The 24,488-nt window shown below is 39.8% G+C and carries 22 protein-coding genes; 1 reads left to right on the top strand and 21 read right to left on the bottom strand.

Translation table 11 applies throughout. From position 1 onward, the window contains the following. Nucleotides 1-70: 70 nt before the first annotated feature. The 21 genes from AAHK14_RS13400 to AAHK14_RS13300 all read right to left on the bottom strand — a co-directional run bounded on the left by AAHK14_RS13400 (nt 71) and on the right by AAHK14_RS13300 (nt 21,495). Nucleotides 71-2,410, bottom strand: coding sequence for a hypothetical protein (locus AAHK14_RS13400; protein ID WP_194092685.1), 2,340 nt, complete (start codon nt 2,408-2,410; stop codon nt 71-73). 238 nt (nt 2,411-2,648) lie between these two features. Beyond that, nucleotides 2,649-8,024, bottom strand: coding sequence for a calcium-binding protein (locus AAHK14_RS13395; protein WP_194092684.1), 5,376 nt, complete (start codon nt 8,022-8,024; stop codon nt 2,649-2,651). A gap of 8 nt (nt 8,025-8,032) precedes the next feature. Further along, nucleotides 8,033-8,554, bottom strand: a complete 522-nt coding sequence (locus tag AAHK14_RS13390) for an SEL1-like repeat protein (protein ID WP_194092683.1) — start codon at nt 8,552-8,554, stop codon at nt 8,033-8,035. 17 nt (nt 8,555-8,571) lie between these two features. Continuing rightward, a complete protein-coding gene (locus AAHK14_RS13385) occupies nt 8,572-8,856 on the bottom strand; it encodes a hypothetical protein (protein WP_066888294.1) in 285 nt (94 codons plus the stop codon). A 331-nt stretch (nt 8,857-9,187) separates the two neighbouring features. Beyond that, nucleotides 9,188-9,790, bottom strand: coding sequence for a hypothetical protein (locus tag AAHK14_RS13380; RefSeq protein WP_194092682.1), 603 nt, complete (start codon nt 9,788-9,790; stop codon nt 9,188-9,190). Next, entirely contained in the window at nt 9,780-10,343 is a 564-nt protein-coding gene (locus tag AAHK14_RS13375; protein ID WP_029103623.1) for a hypothetical protein, read from the bottom strand. The genes AAHK14_RS13380 and AAHK14_RS13375 overlap by 11 nt, the downstream gene beginning before the upstream one ends. A gap of 102 nt (nt 10,344-10,445) precedes the next feature. Further along, a complete protein-coding gene (locus AAHK14_RS13370; RefSeq protein ID WP_194092681.1) occupies nt 10,446-11,063 on the bottom strand; it encodes a hypothetical protein in 618 nt (205 codons plus the stop codon). Further along, nucleotides 11,047-11,607, bottom strand: a complete 561-nt coding sequence (locus AAHK14_RS13365) for a hypothetical protein (RefSeq protein ID WP_065255360.1) — start codon at nt 11,605-11,607, stop codon at nt 11,047-11,049. The genes AAHK14_RS13370 and AAHK14_RS13365 overlap by 17 nt, the downstream gene beginning before the upstream one ends. A 178-nt stretch (nt 11,608-11,785) precedes the next feature. Next, complete coding sequence (locus AAHK14_RS13360) at nt 11,786-12,397, bottom strand: hypothetical protein (RefSeq protein WP_065255359.1); 612 nt, start codon at nt 12,395-12,397, stop codon at nt 11,786-11,788. Further along, nucleotides 12,387-12,932, bottom strand: a complete 546-nt coding sequence (locus AAHK14_RS13355) for a hypothetical protein (RefSeq protein WP_065255358.1) — start codon at nt 12,930-12,932, stop codon at nt 12,387-12,389. Before AAHK14_RS13355 ends, AAHK14_RS13360 begins: the two co-directional genes overlap by 11 nt. 103 nt (nt 12,933-13,035) lie before the next feature. Beyond that, nucleotides 13,036-13,494: a hypothetical protein gene (locus tag AAHK14_RS13350; RefSeq protein ID WP_346818208.1), complete on the bottom strand. Its 459-nt coding sequence runs from the start codon at nt 13,492-13,494 to the stop codon at nt 13,036-13,038. A 177-nt stretch (nt 13,495-13,671) separates the two neighbouring features. Beyond that, nucleotides 13,672-14,268 (bottom strand): hypothetical protein, encoded by a 597-nt coding sequence (locus AAHK14_RS13345; RefSeq protein ID WP_065255356.1) that lies wholly within the window; start codon nt 14,266-14,268, stop codon nt 13,672-13,674. Nucleotides 14,269-14,372: 104 nt separating this feature from the next. After that, on the bottom strand, nt 14,373-14,714 hold the full coding sequence (locus AAHK14_RS13340; RefSeq protein ID WP_065255355.1) for a hypothetical protein: 342 nt from the start codon (nt 14,712-14,714) through the stop codon (nt 14,373-14,375). A 114-nt stretch (nt 14,715-14,828) separates the two neighbouring features. Next, a complete protein-coding gene (locus tag AAHK14_RS13335) occupies nt 14,829-15,092 on the bottom strand; it encodes a hypothetical protein (RefSeq protein WP_156065005.1) in 264 nt (87 codons plus the stop codon). Between the two features lie 355 nt (nt 15,093-15,447). Then, nucleotides 15,448-16,038: a hypothetical protein gene (locus tag AAHK14_RS13330; RefSeq protein ID WP_065255353.1), complete on the bottom strand. Its 591-nt coding sequence runs from the start codon at nt 16,036-16,038 to the stop codon at nt 15,448-15,450. A gap of 193 nt (nt 16,039-16,231) precedes the next feature. Then, nucleotides 16,232-17,260 (bottom strand): IS110 family transposase, encoded by a 1,029-nt coding sequence (locus tag AAHK14_RS13325; RefSeq protein ID WP_346818194.1) that lies wholly within the window; start codon nt 17,258-17,260, stop codon nt 16,232-16,234. Nucleotides 17,261-17,732: 472 nt separating this feature from the next. Then, the gene (locus AAHK14_RS13320; RefSeq protein ID WP_065256426.1) at nt 17,733-18,674 is read right to left on the bottom strand and encodes a calcium-binding protein; all 942 of its coding nucleotides are present in this window, start codon (nt 18,672-18,674) and stop codon (nt 17,733-17,735) included. Between the two features lie 115 nt (nt 18,675-18,789). Then, nucleotides 18,790-19,200 (bottom strand): hypothetical protein, encoded by a 411-nt coding sequence (locus AAHK14_RS13315; RefSeq protein WP_065256425.1) that lies wholly within the window; start codon nt 19,198-19,200, stop codon nt 18,790-18,792. 31 nt (nt 19,201-19,231) lie between these two features. Continuing rightward, nucleotides 19,232-19,930 carry a hypothetical protein gene (locus tag AAHK14_RS13310; protein WP_065256424.1) on the bottom strand — a complete coding sequence of 233 codons (699 nt, stop codon included), beginning with the start codon at nt 19,928-19,930 and terminating at the stop codon, nt 19,232-19,234. Nucleotides 19,931-19,960: 30 nt separating this feature from the next. After that, nucleotides 19,961-20,452, bottom strand: a complete 492-nt coding sequence (locus tag AAHK14_RS13305; protein ID WP_194092727.1) for a DUF1629 domain-containing protein — start codon at nt 20,450-20,452, stop codon at nt 19,961-19,963. 305 nt (nt 20,453-20,757) lie between these two features. Further along, a complete protein-coding gene (locus AAHK14_RS13300) occupies nt 20,758-21,495 on the bottom strand; it encodes a DUF4261 domain-containing protein (RefSeq protein ID WP_065256422.1) in 738 nt (245 codons plus the stop codon). 386 nt (nt 21,496-21,881) lie between these two features. Between AAHK14_RS13300 and AAHK14_RS13295 the strand changes: the two genes are divergently transcribed. Further along, complete coding sequence (locus tag AAHK14_RS13295; RefSeq protein WP_065256421.1) at nt 21,882-24,428, top strand: heavy metal translocating P-type ATPase; 2,547 nt, start codon at nt 21,882-21,884, stop codon at nt 24,426-24,428. Nucleotides 24,429-24,488: the final 60 nt, after the last annotated feature.

Raw genomic sequence — 24,488 nt, 5'->3', positions numbered from 1 at the left:
CCGATTTTATCAATTTTACCAATTAATTTAACCAAATCAAGCCAAGAATGGGGACAAGCCTTGTAAATGGTTATCTTGCTTCTTCTGCCGCCATTGCTGCTGCCGTTGCCGCTTCGGCTGCTGCGCAGGCTGTATCGCCTTCGCATTCGTGGTCATCTGATGGGCTTGACTCATAATCATAACCATAGCGTGCCATGAGTGCTTCATATTGCTGTTCGTTTTCTTTTTTGGCTTGCTTGATGAGTGCCACGCCGTCCACGGCGGTCGTTTTGGTAAAGGTGTCTTTAAATTGGCGTGCCAAAGCGTGTTTGTCAAACAACCCCTTGTCATAGCGGACTTGGTTTAGGCTTTGGGTGGTCATGCCACTGATGTGTTCGTCCAGACTGCTTAGGGTCTGGGTGGCGATGATGTTGCCTTGGCGGTCAAGATAGATATAGCTGGTCGTGTTCAAGGCAAAAGGCAGTATGCCTTCAACCGCCCCGAACAGTCCGCCCACGTCATCCGTGCGATAACTGCTGTTTAGCATGGTAAAGTTATCAATGATGGATTTGATGGTGTTTGGCGTGCTGATGGGGTTGCCGTCAGCGTCGGTGTGGTCGCTGACTTTGTCGGCATAATGTTCGGGGTGCTTGTCCACATAAGCATGCAAATCACGCCCGACGTGCTTGGCGATGATGGCGTAGGCTTTGCCCATTTCTTTGGCACCAAACTCAACCTTGATGGCACGACTTGCCCCGACTTCTTTGGCAAAGACGTCTTGGCTGATGTCCATGGGCGTAAACTTCTCGCCATTTAGTCCGTCCATGCCTGCGATGATGCCGTCAGTGATTGCCGTATAAATTATGTCAGTAGGTATCTGTTTTTGTAGTTCATCAGGCAGGGCAAAGGACATCAGGCCGTCTGGCACGTCTTTGGGTAGGGGGGCGTGCTTGGGACTGATGAGTGCGACCAATGGCAGGACGGCTGAGACATCGGCGGTCAGCTCGCCTTTGGCGTGGTCGGCACGCACAGGCAGTTGCATGGAATAAGTGGCGGTGGGACTGTCATAGTCAATCGACCACAAATGCTGACTGCGTTTGGCACTCGGTTCATGGTGGGAGAGACCTTGGACGCTTAGGTGCTGATATTGATATAGGTTTTGGGCGGTGACCTGTTCAGGGGTTTGGTTCATTTTAAATATCCCCCCAAGCAAGGACGACAGCCCATAATCACGGCTTTGTACGTCTGTTTTGCCCTGCTCACGCTCTTGTTCTTTCATCTCACGATAGGCACGAAGTGAGCCGAACACACCCGAGTAGGGGTCATGGCTTTCATAATAATCATCGTCATCCATGGCAGACTCTACTAACGGTTCATAGCATGATATATATTCTTCATGAACTGCATTAAATTCATCGGCATGCTTGATGTAGTCTTTTCCCGACTGAATCAAAGCCTGATTTTGAGTGGTGGCATGAGTGGCACATTCTTTGGCACTTGCCTGTTGTTGTAACTCTTGCTGGGTTGTTTGGTTGGAGATGTAATGATAAGGATGAAGTGCTTGTGTTTCGCCAGTAACAGCATGAGTGCAAGCATTTACAGAAGTTATCAATGAATATAACTCATCGACATGATTTGTAATATCATCAGCTGTTTTGATGTGCTTGGCGGTGTTTATGGCACCCTGTTTAAAAGTGGTGGCACAGGCTTGTAGTTGGCGGATGTCTTGTTTTTGGTAGCCTTGGGCGGTGGCAAGCAAGGCATTGGCTTTTGCTTGAAAAGAGCGGTCAAAGTCATTGATGTACTTTTTAAAGGCTTGTTGGTCAAAACGCCCAGTATCTTTGACAAAATCACCCATGTTTATGTAGGCAGACGTAAATGCATGGCTTTCTAGCTCATATGCCAACATTCTAATCTCATCTGACACCGCTTGATATTCTTCGCTCATGCCGACTACACGGGTTACGGTATCGGGGGTGAGTCCATGTTGTTCGTCATCATAGCGTAGATAAGGTAAGTCGCCAAGCTCGCCATCATCCCCCAAATAGTCGCTGATGGTCATATAAGGTTCGCTTGTGTCATCGTCAGTCTTGTGAGCCTTGTCCTTATAATCCATGACCTTGATAAAGATGGTAAAGGCACTGTCTGAGTCTTTGTCAATCTCGCTGACCGCTAGGGGCTTGACGGCATAATGATAAGTGGACACCGCATAACGCTCGGCATTCATGTGCTGACGTAGTGCCGTGACTAGGTCGTGCTGTGCCAGTTTGGATGGTGACAGGCTTTTGTCAATGTGCGTGATGTTATGGGCAGGCGTGGGTGTGGTGCTGTGCGTGCTGGGGGCAGACTGGCAAGCAGAGAGTAATACACCTGCCATGGCTAGGCTTAGTGCTTTGGGGAATGGCTTAGATATTTTGGGTATTTTGGGCATAACGTATCCTTGGGTGAGTTATTGATACTTTTAATCTAAATGATAAGTGGATTAGATTATACACAAATTTTACCATTTTTAAATTGGTTTTTGTGTTTTCTATGTTTTTTCCATAAAAAATTCATGGATTTGGGTTGGGTGCATTAACCAACTGCAAAACACCACCCCAGACAACCCAAATAAAACGCCCCCAAACCTAAATTTGAGGACGTAAGATAAAACACAAATAAAGCCAAGCTTAAATAATTGTCGTACCACCCTCTGTGGTAAGAGTCTTAAACTCCTCCATGAGTGCCAAAGACACATCAAGTGCTTTGTGAAAGCCGTCAATGTCTGTATGAGTGGCGGTTTTACTTGACTTGAACAGACCGAGCAGCTCTGTGGCACTAATGCTACCGCCATCAGCAAAGCTGATATTAATATCAGCATTATCGCCTCCTGTAAAGAAGTCTTTGATGGTCAGCTCATCGGTACTTCCAGATACTTTTAGAATGAGGTCATCATTCATCTTGGTAAGAGCCCTGCCAACTTGGTTAAAGCTTATGCCATCAAAGTAGATGTTGTCATAGCCACCGCCTGTATTAACGATGGTATCTTTGCCAAAGTCTTTGGTGAAGTAGTATAGGTCATTGCCACTGCCACCAATGAGAATATCATTGCCACTGCCACCGATGAGAATATCATGCCCTGCTTTACCATCTAAGGTGTCTGCCCCTGCTAAGCCCTGTAATTGGTCGTGACCGTCTGCACCATAAAGCTTGTTGTCACGAGCATCTGCGATGATGTGATTGTCTTTTGAGATGGTTAGTGGTGCATCATCATGAACATCTGGACTTACGGCAGGTGGCAGAGCTGATTCATCGGACTTTGTTGGTACTTCTTTGCCAAAAAGCTCATAGATTCTCTTGTAATCAATCTGACCGCCTGTCTCAAACTTGATGGTCTCGATAACGCTGTCGGCACTGCCAAAGAAGTCTTTTAGCGTTACTTGATTGGTGGTGCTGCCGTTTACTCGCAGTATCAAATCATTGCCTGACATCAAAAGACCAGAACCTACCTGATTAAAGGTAATGCCATTGCCAAACACCAACGTGTCATTACCGCCTTTATCAATGATGGTGTCAGCACCTTTTGTGTAGACAAAAGTATTATCGGCGGTCGTGCCTCTTAGGGTGTCATTGCCTTGGGTGTCTTTTATGGTATCACCGACGGCAACAGGGGCCAATGGAGGTGTCTTTGCTGGCTTATCCACTGTGGCACTAGCAATGCTAAGGTTGATATACGTCCCTGCACTGTGATTAAAGCTGTCTTCACCCCATAAGATGAATTGAAGATTGCCTGCCGTCCCTTTACGTGGCGTGCCTGTTAAGGTGAGTGTGCTGGGGTCAAAGTTTAGCCAATCAGGTAGTGGCTCGTACTGTCCATCAGCCCCCATGCTGGCAAGTGTGAGACGATAAGACAGCTCGCTGTCATAAACATCCACGTCTTTGATGGTGTCTTTATCAAAGGTAATGGATAGGGCTTTGCCAATTTCACCTTTAATGGGTCTTGGATGTTTGTTCACCCAAGGGGTGTGGTTATTAGTCTGGGCAAATATTTTTGCCTCAAATTCGCTTTGAGATAGCGTGGTAGTATTACCGCCTTTTGTAAAGGTAATTTCATCCATGCGATTGTCAAAGCCGTCTACCTGCTCTGCAAAGTAGTCTATGAGCGTGATTTGGTCGCTTGTGCCCTTAAAGCGAATTTGGAGCATGTCATGATTGCTTGCTGTGTTGGTCACACGCACAAACATCGCCTCTGACAAATCATAGCCATGAATCGCCAAAGTGTCTTTACTCTCTAAGCTGTCATTGCTTAGGATGGTATCACGCCCACCGCCTTTTTGATAGATGATGGTGTCATTACCTGCTAGGGCATTAACAAAGTTGTCTTTGTTGTTTAGTGTGATGATGTTATCTAGGTCATTACCAAAGGCGGTTTTGGCTGTGCTTTTTAAGATAAGGTTTTCTACATTGTCAAAGAGCTGATGATAAGAACCTGTTTTAATGGGATTACCAAACTCGTCAAAGTTATAGAAAGAACGGTCAATGTGTTGTTCTAGGGTATCTGTGCCACTATCAGCAGCAAAATGCTCAATGACAGTATCAAATTCGTTGTCAAGAATGTAGTAGTCGTTGCCATTGCCACCAATCATTTCATCAATGCCTGTGCCACCATCCAAATAATCATCCCCATCACCGCCATCAAGGGTGTCATTGCCTTCATTACCATAAATCATGTCATCACCTGCATTGCCATGAATGGTATCATTACCCAAACCACCAGTCAAATGATTATTACCACCATTCGCCGTGATGATGTTATCAAACTCATCACCAATCACACTAAAATCACCATCACCTAGCAAGGTTGCCGCCTCAAAGTTGTTGCTGGACAAATCAAAATCAGAGGCGATGTGAATGGTGTCATACCCACCCTCTAAGTCTTTGCCTTCTTCCAAATAGGTGTCAAATTCATCAACAATGTAAGTATCATCGCCAAGACCGCCGATGAGAGTGTCGGCACCTGCTCCGCCTTCTAGCCAGTCGTTGCCATCACCACCAATCAGTATGTCATCACCTTCATCACCATATAAGGTGTCATGCCCTGCATCGCCCTCCAAGATGTCGTTACCTTCACCACCATAAAGAAAATCATTGCCCAAATTGCCATGCAGCATATCATTGCCACCATTGCCATGCAAAGTGTCGTTATCATCACCTCCATGAATAATGTCATGGTTGCTACCGCCATAAATGGTATCAGACCCATGCCCACCATAGATGTGATTGATGGCATGGAGATTGCCACGCAGAGTATCATTGCCAGATAAACCTTTGATGATGTTAAGATGGTTGTCTAGTGTCCCTGTGATAACATCATGGGTATCACCGCCCACAAAAACCACCTTAGACATCAAATCCTCATGATACCAAACGCTATCATCAGCAAAGCCGATACTTAACTTAGCGTTATTGCTATTATTTAGATAGCTTTTTAGGATAATTTTGTCATCATCGCCATAGTGAATAACCAAGTCATTACCATTAAAAATCACCTGTCCAATCTTATCAGAAACAACGTCATCAAAGACAATATGACTTGCTTCTTTTGAATAATCTTCTTCAATAATCGTATCAATACCATCTCCCAAAGAGAAATGGTAACTGTCTATGCCAGCACCGCCTGTTAGAATGTCATTGCCAGTACCGCCGATAAGCACATCATGACCATCAAAGCCGAAGAGCTGATTATTGTTTGCGTTGCCGTTTAGAATGTCAGAGCCACGCCATCCGTTGATGTAAATATCGCTTTGTGATACTGGTAGGTTTTGTATCGGCTCTTTCAAAATCTCTGTGAGTAAAATTATTTTATCATCAAATTTAAAATAAACTTCTTTGGTGGAATGTGCATCCATTACACCCAACAAAGTTAGCTGATTATCGCCTGACTTGACAATAAGATTGCTGTTTTGGCGATAAAAATCAAAGTCTGCATGGTTGCCACCTGCAAAGACAAGTTTGTCATAGCCATCGCCCACATTATCATAATTTACAAAATCTTTGCCCCAGTTTTTGGTGAATATGTAAGTGTTGCGACCATCGCCACCTGACAGATAATCATCTCCTACGCCAGACACAATCACATCATCGCCATGACCGCCATGAACGGTTTTGCCAGTCTTGGCGTTGATCATGATAATGTCATTGCCGGCATTGGCATTGTAGGTTTCATCATTTTTATCATCTAGGCTGATGATATTATTGAATTTTGATTTATCTGCATTGACAACATCAAAGTCTGCAAACATCCTATCAACATGCTCTTTGAGACTGTATTTGTCAGATAACTCAACTCGCCACTCTTGGAGCAGTGCAAACGCTTTTTCATAACCACCAACTTCAATAACACCGCCATTTAACTTAATCAAATCTTTTAAGTCCTCCAAGGCTTCTAATGGACGAGTTTGATATTTGGATAATAGCATGGATTCAAATTTGCCAAAATCCATCACCATTTCTTTGCCATTGGTATATACATCGATGGCTTCTAGGTAGGGTTTTAAGATGGTTTGATTAAGTAGATTGTGATAGAGTCTGTCCTTGACTTCGTTGTACTTATCTTCAAAGATTTTGGTTTGACTGCGATTAATTTCATACAAATGTTTGGTAGGCGATATGCCCATAATGGCATCAATAAATTTAACTTTGGCTTTTAGTTCATCATTCGCTGTTGTTGGTGGGGTGTAATGAGTGATGTGGGCGGGCAATGCTTCGTTTGGTCTTAACAAAACTTCAACAGCATTCTTGTCGTCTTGACTGCTTTGTGTCCATCTGATGTTTTGCTGTTTCATGATTAAAATGTCTGAATCTTGATATGATGGGTCGGTCTTTGCCCATTCTAGCATGAGTTTATCAAGCAGCTCTTTTTGTGCCGTGCGATTGCTGTTGCTGTATTGTTTTAAAAGACTGGACAAGGCAGATGATTTCATGGCGGATTGCTGTATGTCAGCCAGTCTGCCCATGCCATAGACACCCGGTAGAGCTTTGACTTCATCGCTTAGCTCTACTTTATTTAGATGGCGAGTATGAATGCTGTCCGCATCAAAGTTGACATCAGCTAAGGTATGGATGGAGCCATCTGTTTTTATAAATGTTGCTTGCTCTTTGATAATGCCGCCATCAACCTCTTTATTAACAGTCTCTTTATTGTTTAGGTCAATCTTTTCAATGCCAAGCTCTGCCAGACTCATAAGTTCATCATCACTACTAATGCCATCGCCGTTTTTATCTTGCCATACTTTTAATTGGGCAAATGCCTTGTCATTGGCATCAATCACGCCATCACCATTATCATCAAGGTCGGCAAGTGCCTCCATGCCACTTGTGGCAAGCTCGCCATTATCAAGGCGTGTATTATCCCCAAACAGCTCTGAGCCATCATTAATCTTGCCATCGCCATTGACATCACGGACAAGCAGCCCATCGGACTTATCCACCCACCCTGTCGCTGTCGCTACCCCATCACCGTCATGGTCAAACATCGCTCCATGATAACCGAATTTAGAGGCTGTACCCACACCATTGCCATCTAGGTCTAGGATGATGGGGTCGTAGTATTGTTTTTTGTAACCTTGGGTGGGGGATTCGTCGGGGCGTGGGCGGTAGGGTTCGGTGGGGTCTCCCTTCTTCGAGCTCTTATCAGGATCGGAATTCCCTGTAGCACCATCAACTATATCTTCTATGTAGTCATGGCGACCACCAATAATCTTTCCTGTTTCTGCAATTTTTTCTTTTAAGGGATCCATTACTTTTCCTGTGGGATCGAACCAATTTAATGGATGATAATCAAGCATATCAGCAGCAGCTTCCCCAGCAGCTTCCCCCTCCTTTTCATGCTCTCCATTTTCTCTGTGTTTTTCTGCTTCAGAGAGTTTTTCATAAATACCATAACCTGTTTCGGCAGATTCTTTTGCCCCATCGATAGGATCGGGAACTTTATCTCTCGCCCAATTTTCGACACTTTCATTTGCTGCTTTATAAGCATCCGCAAGATTTTTAATGATTTTTAACATAAAAATTCCTATTTGTTTAGATTGGATAAAATTTCAATAGCTTGTTTATTGCCAGCTTCTGACGATTTTTGTAGCCAGTATCTACACTCTGAGGTATTCTCAAGATTGTATGTATTGTCACAATACAGTGCTGATTTATAAAGCATGGCTTGACTACTGTTTTGATCAATAGCTCTATCAAGCCAGTAGTTGGCTTTTTCAATATTGAAAGATTTGTAGTGTTGATGATAAGTGGGTGATAAATAAAATGCTCCCAAGCTTGCTTGAGCAGGAACATAATCTTGATTGGCTGACTTCGTATACCACGATTCCGCAAGTTTCAAATCTGCAACTTGGCAGTAACCTGCATCATAAATCATGGCAAGTAGTAATTGTTGTTTAACATCTCCTTGGCTTGCTAGATTTAAAATTTCTACTCTGGGTTTATCATTCGTGCAATACTTCTCATATTTTTGAGATTTTACCCTATTATTTTTGCCATGACTCTCTTTGGAGCTAGGGTTAGAACAACCTATTAATAAAATACTCATTAAATATATACAAAGTTTCATAAAAATATTCTCTCAAAAGTTCGCCAAAACATCTTAAAATACCCATGATGAAGTGGGATTTCTGCCTGCTGTTCCTTAATAAATACGTCATAAAACATCATAATATTACAGACGATACATGCCATAATAGCAGTACGGCGAATCACTTCTTGGCTTCGATTGGAAGTTAAAAAAGAAATAATGGGCAAATCTTCAAAATACTCAAAAACTCTTGAACCATTACCAAATATAATCCAACCATAAAAAATATTCATAGTTAGCCATAATAAAAAAGAATTCATGAGTACACCTAATGGCAGAGATAAATGGATGTAATAGACATAACGTGAGATAAGACTTCCCACAAAACCCCAAAAACAAGGAAAACCGTTGGTGGTAAACTTGTCGAACCATGACGGAAACCAACCAGAAGGCATAGCTCAGGGCGAACTGAAGGCTAGTTTTGCAGGAAGTCTATAAAAAATAGATCTTACAGACTCTGATATTTAATTTCAAAATACTTTGGAAATGTTATTTCTTAACAACTCCAATATCAAATATAGCACACCTATTTTATCAAAGGCTGTTTGGACTCGCAATAGGCAATCAACATAAATTTCAAAAATACCGTCCCTACACCACCATCTCCCATAACTCATCATTGACCGCCACCCACCCTGCCTGTGTAGCGATACCATCACCATCATGGTCAAACATCGCTCCCCCATTCATCATAAATAGCACGCCAAACTTAGACACCATACCCACACCATTACCATCTAGGTCTAGGATGATGGGGTCGTAGTATTGTTTTTTGTAGCCTTGGGTGGGGGATTCGTCGGGGCGTGGTTTGAATTTTTCGTGGCTATCACATTCAAGCCCATCAATCAGACGATTTAGGTATATACTTGTGGCTGTTGCGGCAATGGTTGCTCCGATAATAACTGGTATGGTTGGCACAAACGCACCGACAATACCAGCATATACCAAAGAGCTAGCTTTCCAAACAACAACATCTTGTGCAACATTAGACCACTCACCATGCAAAGCATGGTTGCCCATTTGTAGCAATGTCAATCCATTGCCGAATTTGGAAAAGCTATATTTTCCAACATCAGACAACCTATCTGGCGGATTCATATGAGATTTAAATGTATTCCATGCACCATCATAAGTCGCACCCAAATAGGTTACGCCATCATCAAAGTTGCCTTTATTTAAGTCTTTACAAGACATATTTATTCTCCTCTATTTTTCGGACAAAGACCGCTAAAAAAAATGCTATAAAAAGTTGTGTTTTGACAAAAAACTGTATGATAAAGTTAAAGATATAGTTGCCATTTCTTGCAACGTCTGTTCTTTCAAATTCGGAATATTCATCAAAAACATTAAAAAAAATAAATATGCAAGCTAGAAATAGAAAATAAAATGCAGAATGCAATGGGTTTGTGTTCGGATAACCACCATGATTTTCTCTAATAACTTTTCTTACATAAGTTGATATAATTTGCCGATTTCTATCTGTCAAACCTAAAATAAGACTCTTGCAAAAAACCAAAAATAAAATGAATATCTGGTAAAAGAATACAGTGTCATAAATCCATTTATTTTGAATTGTTCCATCCATAGTTTTAGCGTATGCAATAAAACCATCATAATTATCAGGGATAAAAAATAAGCTTGAAAACAAAATGCAAGGAACAATAATATAAACAAATTTTGGAAAAATCACCATTTCCCAAAAAACAATCAGTAGAATTTTTATATCCAAACTCTTAGAATCCATCATTAGACACTCAAAACCAATCAATTATGAATAAGCTTAATAATACCACACCAATCTCTAACAATCCACAAACAAATGCCCAACATAAATTTCAAAAAACCACCCCTACACCACCATCTCCCACCATTCATCATTGACCGCCATACGCTCTGTCGCCGTAACGATACCATCCCCATCATGGTCAAACATCGCTCCCCCATTCATCATAAATAGCACGCCAAACTTAGACACCGTACCCACACCATTGCCATCTAAGTCTAGGATGATGGGGTCGTAGTATTTTTTGGTGTAGTTTTGAGTGGGGGATTCGTCTTTGTTGGGTTTAAAATCTTCGGTGGGGTCTTTTGGATCGCACTTATGTTTGCCATCAAAGTACTCTCCAGCGAAGTAAATAGCCATTCCAGCTATAAGACCTGCACCGACAACAGCGGTAGCTGGTGTAAATAAAAAAGGCAGTCTCGTTGCTGCACCCCATAAGATTCTTTGACCAGCTTCTGATGCTCCCCATGTAATGACATCTTGGAATGCATTACCCACCTCTCCATGATATAAGTGATTTCCTATTTGAATCACAGTTAAGGTATTACCGAGTTTGGCGTACTTCAAGTCATCTGCATGATTACTAAATGCAGATTCAAATAAATTTTTACTTGTATCAGCAAACGTGGCAAGGTAACTATACAATGAATCAAAAGTACCATTAGTATTACATTTCATGCTCATAAATATTTACTCCAACAAAGAGAAAAATTGAAATTTGAATAAGCCAAAAAAAATAAAGACCGATTATTCTTACAATGCAATAAATAAACGGAAATTGGTGCATGGCATCAAAAATATTCTTATGAACTGGAGAGTAGGAAGCTACGTCAAATAAATTATGAAAAAGAAAAGCATATATCACTATAAAGGTCATTAAAAGCATCTTGTAACTCTTTATAGGGTATTCTCTTTTGTTTTCATTTTTTATAAAAATATTGACGTATTCTCGGAGTTTACCAGATTTAAGAATATAAAAAAACCTACATGTGGATGTTATTGCAATTATGATGGTTAAACACTGAATCATATCAGCGATCCACTTGCTTTTACCAGGCATAACAGAAGCAATATTATTTCCAAAAAAACCATCATAGTTTTCCGATACAAAAAAAGAGAAAAACAAAATAATGATTGGTAAAATTAAGAAAAAAACTCTAGGAATTAATAACAAATATTTATTTGCATTATTCCATAAATAATACATCTCATCGCTTGTATTTGTCATTCATTTTTAAACCTCTGTAAATCAATGTTTCCAATACTAACCTTTAACAAAGTTAAAAGCCTATCATAACTGCTTATGGTGTTACAAAGCCTCTTTTTGTAAGACTATATCATCATATCACGCCAAACCCTAACAATCCACAAACAAATACTCAACATAAATTTCAAAATACCACTACTTACCCAACCATCTCCCACCATTCATCATTGACCGCTACCCACCCTGCCTGTGTAGCGATACCATCACCATCATGGTCAAACATCGCTCCCCCACTCATCATAAATAGCACGTCAAACTTAGATACTGTACCCACACCATTACCATCTAGGTCTAGGATGATGGGATCGTAGTATTGTTTTGTGTAGCCTTGGGTGGGGGATTCGTCTGGTTTGGATTGATAAGGGTTATCGTCATTGCATTGTTGTTGATCATAGTGGTAGTCAATATACCAACTTGCTAATGTACCAGCAACAAAGCCAACTGCAATGGGAATTAAAATTCCACTTAAAGTGAGAGCACTACCACCTACTAACGCCCCGCCAAGAGCCCCACCAATTCTTCCTGCAATCATACCGCCAACAAAAGAAGCGGTGGCTTGCTTAGCTTCTGCTGTCTCTCCCTGAAGACTATAATTAACAATATTGCCTATGGAGACAATATTGCCTAATTTTGCAAAATAAGGCAATAAATGCCTTTCGCCAGTCATTTTATCCACTGAATCAGCCAGACCATTTGCAAAATTACCAACTGCTGTGTTGGTTGCACCAAGCCAATCGAATTTACAAGACATATTTTAGCCTCTCTATAGCCATTATATTTGCAATCATGATAGCAAATATAGATGAAAGTAATAAAAAAACAAACGATAAAACTAATATTGGGTTTGCCGAGTTAAACTCACCAAAAGATATGCAATAAAGCACAGAAAATGATATAAAAAATAAGAAAATATTACAAAGTAATATTTTTATTTTTTTGTTGGCGTAAGAAAATTCTGGTAAATTTTTTATTAAATTATCTTCATATTTCTTAAAAATAATTTTACCTTTTTTGGATATTCCAAAAATAAAATATTTAGAAAGTATAAAAAAATATATTTGTATATATCCAATAACAAAAACATCATAGATTAATTTGTGTTTTTCACTTAAATAGTACATTGATTTTGTTGATGGTAAAATTCCCATATGACTAATATCAAAAAAAAATGAATAAGCAACAAGTATAAATATCGTAAAAAAAGTTAATTGGTAGTATCTATTAAAAGGAGATGTTTCTTTTAATATACACAACATTAAATCGTCAACATTAATTTCTTTATTCACAATAACTCCAAGATTTGAGTTTTTTCAAAATAATATACTACAACAACCCTTCATTTTCCAATTCCACAAACAAATGCCCAACATAAATTTCAAAAAACCACCCCTACACCACCATCTCCCACCATTCATCATTGACCGCTACCCATCCTGTCGCTGTGGCAATACTATCCCCATCATGGTCAAACATCGCTCCATGATAACCGAATTTAGAGGCTGTACCCACACCATTACCATCTAAGTCTAGGATGATGGGGTCGTAGTATTGTTTTGTGTAGCCTTGGGTGGGGGATTCGTCGGGGCGTGGGCGGTAAGGACTGTCATCATTATCGTAAATATGACAGTTAATTAAATCGATCGTGGTGCCAACACCCCAAGTAGCTAGCATTCCTAGTGCGGCCGCGCCAACGGCAGCCGCACCGATTGCAACAAAACCTCCTCCGAGCGTGATTGCAACCCCAGCTAGGGCAGTAAAAGCAACATCTCCCACGACATAGCCAGCCACGCCAGCAGAATATGCTTTAGCCATACCTGAATAATCCTGTTTTCCAGCGGCTTGTGCCATAGATAGGACAGTGTTGGCAGTCCCAAGTTTAGCCCAACCAGCCAACTTAGGTTGTGAATCAAGCGGTAAATCTTTACCAGCGTATTTCGTAATTGTATCCAAGTAAGAATCAACGCCACTAGCAAATACATCTCTACCAGTTGGATTGGAATTAGTTTTACAGCTCATAATGAACTCCTATACTTCTCTTAAAAATATGTGGGAACTAAAAACATAAAGGACGAAAATATGTAAAGATTCTAAAAAAATAAAATTACCAAGAGTTGATTGAGATATATAAGAAAGTTTAGAACCATCCGAAATATCTCTAAAATATAGAAATGGTATTAGTATATAACACATTAAAACAAATAATGACAATAATCTTTTCATAACATTCAAATCATTTGTTGTTATTTCATCTTCAGGTTTTTCAGTTTTATTAATCCAATTTATAGAATTTTTTATTCCAATATTCAAATCATCATTTTTTCTTTTAAAAAATAAAGTCATAATACCAAGTAAGATTATTGTTAGTATTGTAAATATTGACATGGCATCATTAACAGAATTATAAAATAATCCCAAATCAACTGTTTTTGAAACATTTGTAATCTTAATATTGTTATCTATTTGTAAGATAAAATAGTATATAATAATAAAAGCAATATTTCCCCACCAATAAAAATATTTTATTGGAGAATACATGTTTAAAATACCAAAAAAGAAATATTTTGAATTTGGGTGTTTTTGGTATTTTCTTTTTCTATTTAATTTATTAAATATATCGTGCATATTATCCAGCCTATAATAGGGTTCTTGTGAAATTTAAAAATCTCAATGTGTAAGCCTTAATTTTATTAAACTTAAAATTATAACAAACCAATAAAATCGTAATTTCACAAGAAGTTCAATGGACTTCTTGCAAAGCCCGAATTAAAGATTAAAGAAAACTGTTCGTGGTTTATTTCTTTTGTATCGTTACTAATAAATAAAAAAGTAGCTCTAAAAATAAAAATTATTATTAGAGTAATAGTGTAAATAATGCTAGCATCTGCAACCCATTTATTTTTATTTGGTATGGATAAGCTCTCATTTACAAGAAAGAATGGTTGATAACCATCTGAAACAATAAATAATAGAGAAAAAAAAGCTATTATATAAGTTGAGAAAATTATTGTTTTTGGATATATAAATAATTCTTCCGATAATCTCCAAAAAATAGATGGGCTGTCATTCATGGTTCATTTGCCTTATTATTAATAAATAAAAAACTATCATGGGTCATATCATATAAATATAAAATTCTATAATCTATGACAAAATACCCACCATAAATCTCAAAATACCACTACTTACCCAACCCTCTCCCACCATTCATCATTGACCGCTACCCACCCTGCCTGTGTAGCGATACCATCACCATCATGGTCAAACATCGCTCCCCCACTCATCATAAATAGCACGTCAAACTTAGATACTGTACCCACACCATTACCATCTAGGTCTAGGATGATGGGATCGTAGTATTGTTTTGTGTAGCCTTGGGTGGGGGATTCGTCGGGGCGTGGGCGATAGGGTTCGGTGGGGTCTTTGTCGCAGGTTTGAAATGAATCCATATAACTATCAATGGCAACTGTCACAGCGGTACCAACTACAGCTCCTATCACTAAGGGTACTCCAGCTGCAAGTACGCCAGTTGCCACAATTGCTGTTGAACCCATAGCCGTCAAAATAGCTGCTTCCAACACTAATGTGGTAGTGGCACCAGCTGCATAACCAATAGAAGCTGAGGCAATTCCTTGCATGGCATCATAATATTGCCCCTTTCCTAAAGATTGACCAATACCCCAAGCAGTATACATAGAGCCAAACTTTAAAAATTGGGTGTTATCAGGATGGAAGCTGAATTTATTGGAAATTCCATCTGCTGCTAAATCTGCACTACCTGCCATCCATGTGTGCGTAGGATTGCTAATTGAACAAGACATATTTTTTCATCTCCATTAGAGTGACTGAGAAAAGAATAGCATAAATATTACCAATGCTTAGTTGGGTTAAAAATATATAAAAAAATAAATCGGAACTATTTGTTAAACTCATAAAAAATTTAGTTTGACCAACATCCATCATACCAAAAACAAAAAAACAAAATAGTGGTACAAAAAGAGATAAAATAATTCCAGTGTTAATGATTTTATTTGCGTTAGGATTTGGTGTTATTTTTTTTCGTCTTGATTTCAGACCCGACAGATGAGCTGATAAGAATTCATTTTGAACATTTTTGCTCAAACCTTTTAAAATATATCTAAAAACCATAAAGATATATATTGACAAAAAATACATCAAATAAAAATCATAAAATATTTTCTTGTTTTCTGAATTAAAACCTATAGAAATAGTTGAAGGAAAAAAACCATTATACCCTTCATAAAATAAAGTGTTATTATAATTAAAAATTATATACAAAAATGATAATAATAAAATATGAAAATACTTAAAGGGAAGTAAATCATTTAATATATTTATGAGAGTTTGATGAGATATTACATGGTTGGTTTCCATACTATGCCAGCCTTTTGCAATTAAATTGGGATATATTAGGCTTCCTTCAAAACCCTAAATTAGAAAAAACCGTTCGTGGTGAGCTATGCCTGCCCATAACGGTTTTCCGCCACCCGCAGGCATAGCTCAGATACCATGATACCCCACCTAAGTCAATGGTTTTTTAAGTATCTGGTATCTAGTATCTTACAAACTAACTTAAAGATACTTGTTGCTCAAAGGATGTTTGGGTTTTGATAACACCAAAACAGATATGTACCAATTTACGCATACAAGCACATAAGGCTTGCATTTTGGTTTTACCGTTTTGTTGTAATCGTTCATAAAATGCCTTAATGGTGCTATTATAACGAATGGCACTCATTGCAGACATATACAGCTTAGCACGCAAAGAGACTTGCCCTTGTTTGGACAGTTTGGTTGCTCCCTTAAAGACACCTGACTGTCTTTGTTTGGGTATTAAGCCTAAAAACGAAGCCATCTGTGAGGCTTTTTTAAATTGTTTGGTATGTATTAAGCATACCACTTCTTTGGCAATAACAGAACCAATGCCGTCAATGGTTTCAAGTAAGGTTTTGTCTTGCTTTAAACTTGGTTGTTTGTCAACAAAGTCATCAATGTCTTTGGTGAGTTTGGCAATTTCCTCTTGAAGGACATTGATGACTGTTTGCATGGATGCTTTAACCAAATCGGGCAGATTGGGTGATAAGAGCAACTCTTGTCGGTTTTGCTCTCGTTGCAAATCTTCTTTGAGTGCTTCTAAGCGAGCCAATAGAGCTTTTAGCTGTTTGGCTTCAATGCTAGGTGCTACCCAAACCTCAGGCTTGTGGCTATAACCATACCTTGATAAAATAATGCTGTCTTTTTTATCAGTTTTATGGATTACCCCCAAACTGTCTGCAAATTTGCGGACATAGTTAGGATTGACAATGCTTTGCTTGATATTATTATCATCAAGAAACTCACTTAGGTGTTCATGATAAACCCCTGTTGCTTCTAGGATGATGTGTAGCTCATCAAGATGATTGCTGACATTGGTTTTTAACCAAGCAAGCAGTAAATCAAAGCCTGCTTTGTTGTTGTTAAAAACCTTGGTTTTTACTTTATTTGTGCTTGGGTTTATAAATGCAACATCAAACTTTGCTTTGCTGATGTCTATGCCAATATAGTGTATCATCTGTCTCTTGCCTTGTTTATGCAGTGTCTGTTTTAATAAACGCACTTAGATACCATTCAGAGTTAAGATGACAAGCAAAGGACACCATCTGAGCACCAGTGTTAAGACACTAAGGGCGAACCCGTGTTCTCTTTGCTTGTATAACCCAACAACATTCTAGCAGATAATCTAGGTTTGGTGTTGGGTTGATACAAGGGCGAACGGAAGTCTAGTTTTACAGGAAATCTATTAAAATAGTATCACAATAAATACTTACTTTGCAATAAACACCCAACATAAATCTCAAAAATACCGTCCCTACACCACCATCTCCCATAACTCATCATTGACCGCCACCCACCCTGCCTGTGTAGCGATACCATCCCCATCATGATCAAACATCGCTCCATGATAACCAAACTTAGATACTGTACCCACACCATTACCATCTAGGTCTAGGATGATGGGGTCGTAGTATTTTTTTATGTAGCCTTGGGTGGGGGATTCGTCTGGGCGTGGGCGGTAAGGACTGTCATCATTAAATCTCTTTCCAAACTAAAAATAAACCCTTATAAGTATTGGGGTTGAAGTTTTTAAAAATCCACAAAAATCGGGGTTTGGAAAGAAGTCTACTATAATAGCCTTCCGTATTTTCTTGTGTTTTTGAAACCGTAATCACATAGTCTTGATGTGATGTTTCCCAACTACCATCTGTAACTTTTTTAGTCGCTTTTAAAGTTAAATAGTTAATCTTGATTACACCACTACCGTCTTGGTCGTAAATCGTGTCGTGTCCAAAATCGCCGATAAAATCGTACGTTTCATTGCCACTTTCATCAATTAAAGTGTCATTGCCTTCACCGCCGTTTAGGGTGTCGTTGCCAAGTCCACCAATCAAAGTATCATTAGCTTGTTCACCATATAAACGGTCATTACCTTCACCACCAAACAAAATATCTTGATACTGGCTACCAATAATACTATCCGCTCCTTTATCGCCATATGCAACCACACCTTTTTTAGATGTCTTGGCACTTAAAATGTCATCTTCTTCTGTGCCTGCAAGTTGATTATCTTTTTCAATTTGCGTTTTAATATATTTAAAATCTATCGCACCTTTACTTTGCTCTATAGTATCCTTATACGCTAAAAGCAATGGTTGAAGACTGCCTTGCTCTCCCCAAGCTGTAAATTGATTTAAAACATCTGCAAACCCTTTAATAACATCGTTATATTGCTTATTCAACCAATCCTTATTATTCTCGAAGAGTTCTTTAAAATTTTGTTTTGTAATATCAATAAGTTCATTAAAATCAGTATCTCGAACTTTTTGATAAAGCTCATAAACACCATACAGAGTTGCTGCCACACCCGCCACAGCAAGAGCAACTAATGCAGCTTCTGCACCAACAACGCCTGCCGCAGCCATCGCCGTTAAGCCAGTAATAACCACATAGCCCACAACAATGCTTAGAACCATCTCCTGCCCATACTCGGCAATATCATCCCTAAATTTATCCCAATTCCCCGTTTTCCATCCTTCAATAAAGCTATCATAGATATGATTTAAAAAATCAGTTACATTGGCGGCAATATTAAATCTCTTTCCAAACTAAAAATAAACCTTTATAAGTATTGGGGTTGAAGTTTTTAAAAATCCACAAAAATCGGGGTTTGGAAAGAAGTCTATTAAATCTTTGGGAAAAATTCGCCTCTTTTATCAATCTTTTTGCAAATTCAAGATTGATATCCTTAATATTTTGTATTTCTGCCAAACCATCAAAACCAGAACCAAAACCATTCTTTACAATCGTATCTTGCAATATACTAACATTTTGCAAATGTTTTACTGCTTCATTTTTGATTTCTTGTGGAACATTTGGATTTTTGACAATCTTATCTGCCAAAAATTCTTTATTAGGGTCATCATCAGCCATTTCTTGAAATTGTTTAATGACTGTTTTGGTTACGATGAGATGGGCTTTATCAGCTTCATCATAAACCATTTACCCCAATGCTCTACGCATAATATTTGTATCATTTTTTGCTAAGGCATTCTTTAATGCTATTTATGGTGATTTGAGAATAGGGCACATCATAGACTTTTGAACTTAAGTCAATTTCGGCAATTGCTTTGTTAAAGTCTTCTTTAACAACAGTTTCATTGCTAACCATAGAAGTTCTGTTATAGGATTTTTCATAGGTTTGTAAAACCTTGACAGCTTCCGAATTTGAATTAAATTTATAAAATCCATTCTTATCTAATACAGCTAAATCATCTACATCTACCAATTTATTAGATAGTTTTTCATCGTAATAATAAATATCACCTTTCAAATCCATATCGCCTACTTTTAAGACGTGAGAGACTTTTTTGTGCAAATCAAGAATTAGGTATTTTTTGGTGCTATCATCAGAATTCATGTTTAGAATTTTTTCAATAGATTCTTTTATAAATTTATTATAATCCAAATGATTATTTTCGGAGCCTTTATGCATAACAGAACCAAAGCTATCAGCTACTTTCATCATACCATTTTGACTGGCATAAAAAGATTTCATTACATCCGCCATTTCTTGATTGTTAAACAGATTAATGCGATTGCTATAATCATCTTTGGTAATAAGGCTATCGCCCATCACTCTATTCAAATCATCAACTAATTTAGAGTTATTCTTAAAAAAGTCAGTTGGAAAAACATGATGAACTTGAAAGCCTAAAGTTTCGCCTGCCATTTTAAAGCTCCTAAATTAAAAAGTAAAAAATTATTGAATTATACAACGAATTAAGCCAAGTTGTTCTTTGGTAAATCCTGAATCAAGCAACGCATTAGCTAATCTGTCCGAAAAAAATAATGATTTAAGTAGTATCGGTTCATGCCATAAATCTATATCATCTGCCAAGCAAGCATGAGATAATTTAATATCATCATCTTCTGATATACCGATAAATCGTTGTTTCCATTGTGGGTTATACATACTAACCCCCAAACCTTTACTATTATCAACATCTAAATAATCTCTTTTTTCAGCAATATTGATAAAATAATAAGGCACATCGGAAAGCTGCTCTTTAGTCTCAATGTTGTAAATGTGTACTTGACTAAAATGGGTTTTTCCTAGATTGAATTGGGAAATAACATCGTATAGTTTTTCATTAATTATTAAATATCCGTTGGTAATTCTAAAGAATATTTTGTTTTCTTTTGGTAAATTACTATAATTTATATCAGGTTCTTTAAATAATTTAACTGGCAAATGTTATAAATATTCGTAATCGTGCCAAGTGTCATCAAAATCTAGATGTATCTTGTCTAACAACTCCAACTTACTTTCTTCCAAAGAATCTAGTGTACCATATTTTTTTCTCTTCAAGAAAAAAAATTTCTGACCCATCAAATTCAACTGTTTTCACCACAATTCCATAAGTATTCGCTATGGAAAAGCTACGATACTCATACAACCACACATAATTTGACATAACTATCTCCTAAAATTTAAATTTCTCTATTTTAAAATATTTCATAAACCAAATATTTGTTTGGTTTGTGAAATAACAATTTCTACACAACCTCAATCTTCAATGACATATCGCTGTCTGCATAGACGCTCTTTGAGCGTTCAATCTGCCATTTTGGGGTTTCGCTAAAGCCTACAGTCTCGCCATCTTTTAGGGTTAGATTGGCAGTGATGATATAACTACACATACTTAGTAGAGATGTGTGTAGGGTTTGCATGGGTAGGGAGCTGTTTAGAATTTCCATCTCGTCTTTATTAAATTTGTTCATGCCTATGGTGTAGAGCTGATTGCCGTTTTCGGTTTGCCCTAAGCGGATAAAGACCCAAATCATGGCAGGTATTTCATCTTTGGATAGGTATTGAGTAGCAACTGTTTGGTAAAAGCCTTTGCTAAATACCGTCCCTGATGTATAAACCCCTGTGGCGTTCGTTTGTGATAAGGCGGTGCTGATGAGCTTGGTATATAGTTTCATCCCTTGTAGTTCGGTGTTGTCTTCTTGAGTCATAACCGTTACCATAAGATGAGCCTGATGAGCCTCGGCAATCTGCACAGCATCATCACAAAAGTAATTGCCGTGAGCCTGATGTACCGCCTCATCATTAGGAATGGGGGCGGGCATTAGGGCGATGGCACATAAAAAGTCTCCGACCAAGAAGGTAAGTGAACCCTCTTGTGGTTCAGGGTTGTGAATAGGAAGTTGCCAGTCTGTTTGTAAGTTTTGTAAAAACTGATGGTTGTCAAAGGTGGGGGTGGTTAATAGTACAAAGCCATTTTCTAGCATGGGGTTCTCCAAATTTTGCTAAAAATTAAAGTAAGAATGACTGTTATTCTATTCTAGATCTAACGGGTTGTAAATAAAGGTTTTTCAGTTAATAATTGCTTTGATGTAGATGTTGGTTTGGGGTTGTATCGTTGATTGGCGATTACCACTCTTGCCAATCAAACCAATTTTATGATAAAAAGTGATGACCATTTCACCACGTTGGCGGGTTTGTACGTTCCAAAGCTTGATACACTCTACAAAATGAAAAAGTGCTACGGTTTTTGTGGCAAAATTCAATTTTGTTAGCTGATGTCAAATTTAAAAAGCAATGAGCTTGCCACACCCTGCTCCACCCATTCTACCCAAGCCATGTTATAATACCACTTTTGCACGCATGACACGCCATGACCGACACCCCTCAAGACCCTATTGACACCAGCCTAGTGTTGCCCCCTGACGGGCATTGTTTTCATTGTGGCGAGAAGTTGCCCAGTGAGCCGTTTTTTACCGTGATTTTTGATAAGCCACGCCCGATGTGCTGTTTGGGTTGTCAGCTTGCCTCAGAGAGCATTGTAGAGCTTGGGTTATCACAGTATTATCTTGACCGCCGTGAGATAAGTCCGACCGCACCACTACCGCTTGCCAATTTTGACGCTTATAATCATGACGATGTCAAAGCCCAATTCGTCTATCGTGAAGATGGTGCTAGCACAGCAGAGCTGTCGGTGACAGATTTGCGTTGCACAGCGTGTACATGGCTTATAGAGACACGCCTGCGTGGTCTGGACGGGGTGCGAGCGTGTCAGGTTAATCTCACCCAACAGCGTATGCGTGTAAACTGGGATGAGAGCCGTTGCAGTATTGGCGATATTTTGGGGGCGGTGCATTCGGTCGGCTATGACGCTCGTCCGTATCGACAGGACACGCATGAAGCGATGATGAAACGCCAAAACAAGCAAATGCTTATCCGTCTGGGCGTGGCGGCGGTCGGGGCGATGCAGGCGATGATGTTTTCTATTGGGCTGTATTTTGGCGATTATTCGGGCATGGCGGACGAACATCGTCATTTTCTAAGGGCGGTGGCGTTGTTTGTTACCATGCCTGTCATTTTTTATGCAGGCGTACCATTTTTTCGTTCCGCTTATAACGCCATAAAGGCTCGGCAGGTCAATATGGACGTGCCTGTCTCTATCGCCCTTATCGTAACCTTTGGGGCAAGCCTATACGCCACGCTGACCCAATCAGGCGAGACGTATTTTGACTCAGTATCCATGTTTATTTTCTTTTTGCTCGCCGGTCGCTACATTGAGCAAAACGCACGGTTAAAAGCGTCCAACATGGCAAGCGATTTGGTCGTGATTGAGCCTGTGCTTATCAAACGGCTTGGGCATTCGGACGAACTCATTGCAGAATTTGCCAATGGTTCATTGGATAACGAACTCATCAAAGACTGGCGAAATGCTCATGCCAGCCATGACGTGGCGGACGATGGTAAAGTGCTTGCCCAAGCCCTAACGGTCGGCGATGTTATTTGGGTAGAGGCAGGGCAACAAATCGCCTGTGATGGCGTGCTGTTGTCGGAGTCTGCCACGGTGTCGCAGAGTCTTTTGACAGGCGAGAGTGATTTGATTGTCAAAAAACAAGGCGACACGTTGGCAGGTGGTTCACAAAATGACGCACAGCCTTTTGTCATGCTTGTAACCGCCCAAACGGACGACAGTCAAATGGCACTCATAGACCGCCTGATGAACCGTGCGATGAGCGAAAAACCACAAATCGCCCAAGACGCTGACCGCATGGCACGGTGGTTTGTCGCTCGGGTACTGGTATTGTCGGTACTGATTTTTGTCATTTGGCTGTTTGTGGATAAAACCCAAGCCCTATGGGCAACGGTGGCGGTACTGGTGGCGACGTGTCCGTGTGCGTTGAGCCTTGCTACGCCCATTGCCTTGACCATGGCGACCAACCGACTGGCAAGTTTGGGCTTTTTGGCGACTCGGGGGCATACCATTCAAAGCCTGTCGGAAGTCAGCCATGTGGCATTTGACAAAACAGGCACGCTCACGGTCGGGCAAGCCAACCTACTGCATGTGGATTATACCACCCATGACAAAACGCATTGGCTAAAAGTTGGGGCAAGCTTAGAAGTCGGCTCAAAGCACCCTGTGGCACGGGCTATCCTGACGTCCGCTCACGGTTTGCATTTGCCAAAAGTACAAAACGCCACGCACCACACGGCAGGGGGCGTGGAAGGCTGTGTGGACGGGGTGTGGTATCGTATCGGGCATGACGGATTTGTGTTAAATGGCGGTGGCGGTCATGTGATAGTCGAACGGCTCGATACCTTTGGGGCGAATATGTCGGTGGCGTTGTCGGTTAAGGCAGGCGAGAGTTGGGACATGGTGGCACGTTTTTATTTTAATGACGTGGTACGCACGGACGCCAAGCAGACGATAGACAACCTAAAAAAACAAGGCATTACCCCACTCATGCTAACAGGCGACCCAAGCGACAACGCCTTGACAGTCGCCCAAACGCTTGGCATAGAACACGCTTATCATGGTCTATCGCCAACCGATAAAGTCAATCATATCAAAGAGCTACAAAAAGACGGACATACCGTGCTGATGGTGGGAGACGGCATCAATGACGCCCCTGTGCTTGGTGCATCCAACGTGTCGGTGGCGATGGCAGGGGCGAGCGATTTGGCTCAGGTGTCGGCAGATGGTGTACTGCTTGATGGCAGATTATCCATCATCAATCATACCATCAATCTGTCAATAAAAACTCACCAAATCATCCGCCAAAATCTGCGGTGGGCGTTGGTGTATAACACGCTTATCCTAGTGCCAGCAGGTATGGGCTATGTACCGCCTTGGCTTGCCGCCATTGGCATGAGTTTGTCCAGTCTGTTTGTTGTGGCAAATGCCATGCGGATAAAGCGAAGTTGAACTGAAATTAAGCTAAATCAAATTTAAATTAAACACAAAAACAAGCCCAATCTTGGTGTA

The sequence above is a fragment of the Moraxella sp. K1664 genome (assembly GCF_039693965.1).
Classification (GTDB): domain Bacteria; phylum Pseudomonadota; class Gammaproteobacteria; order Pseudomonadales; family Moraxellaceae; genus Moraxella.
The sequence above is the reverse complement of the archived record's forward strand: the minus strand, read 5'-3'. Positions and strand labels throughout refer to the sequence as shown.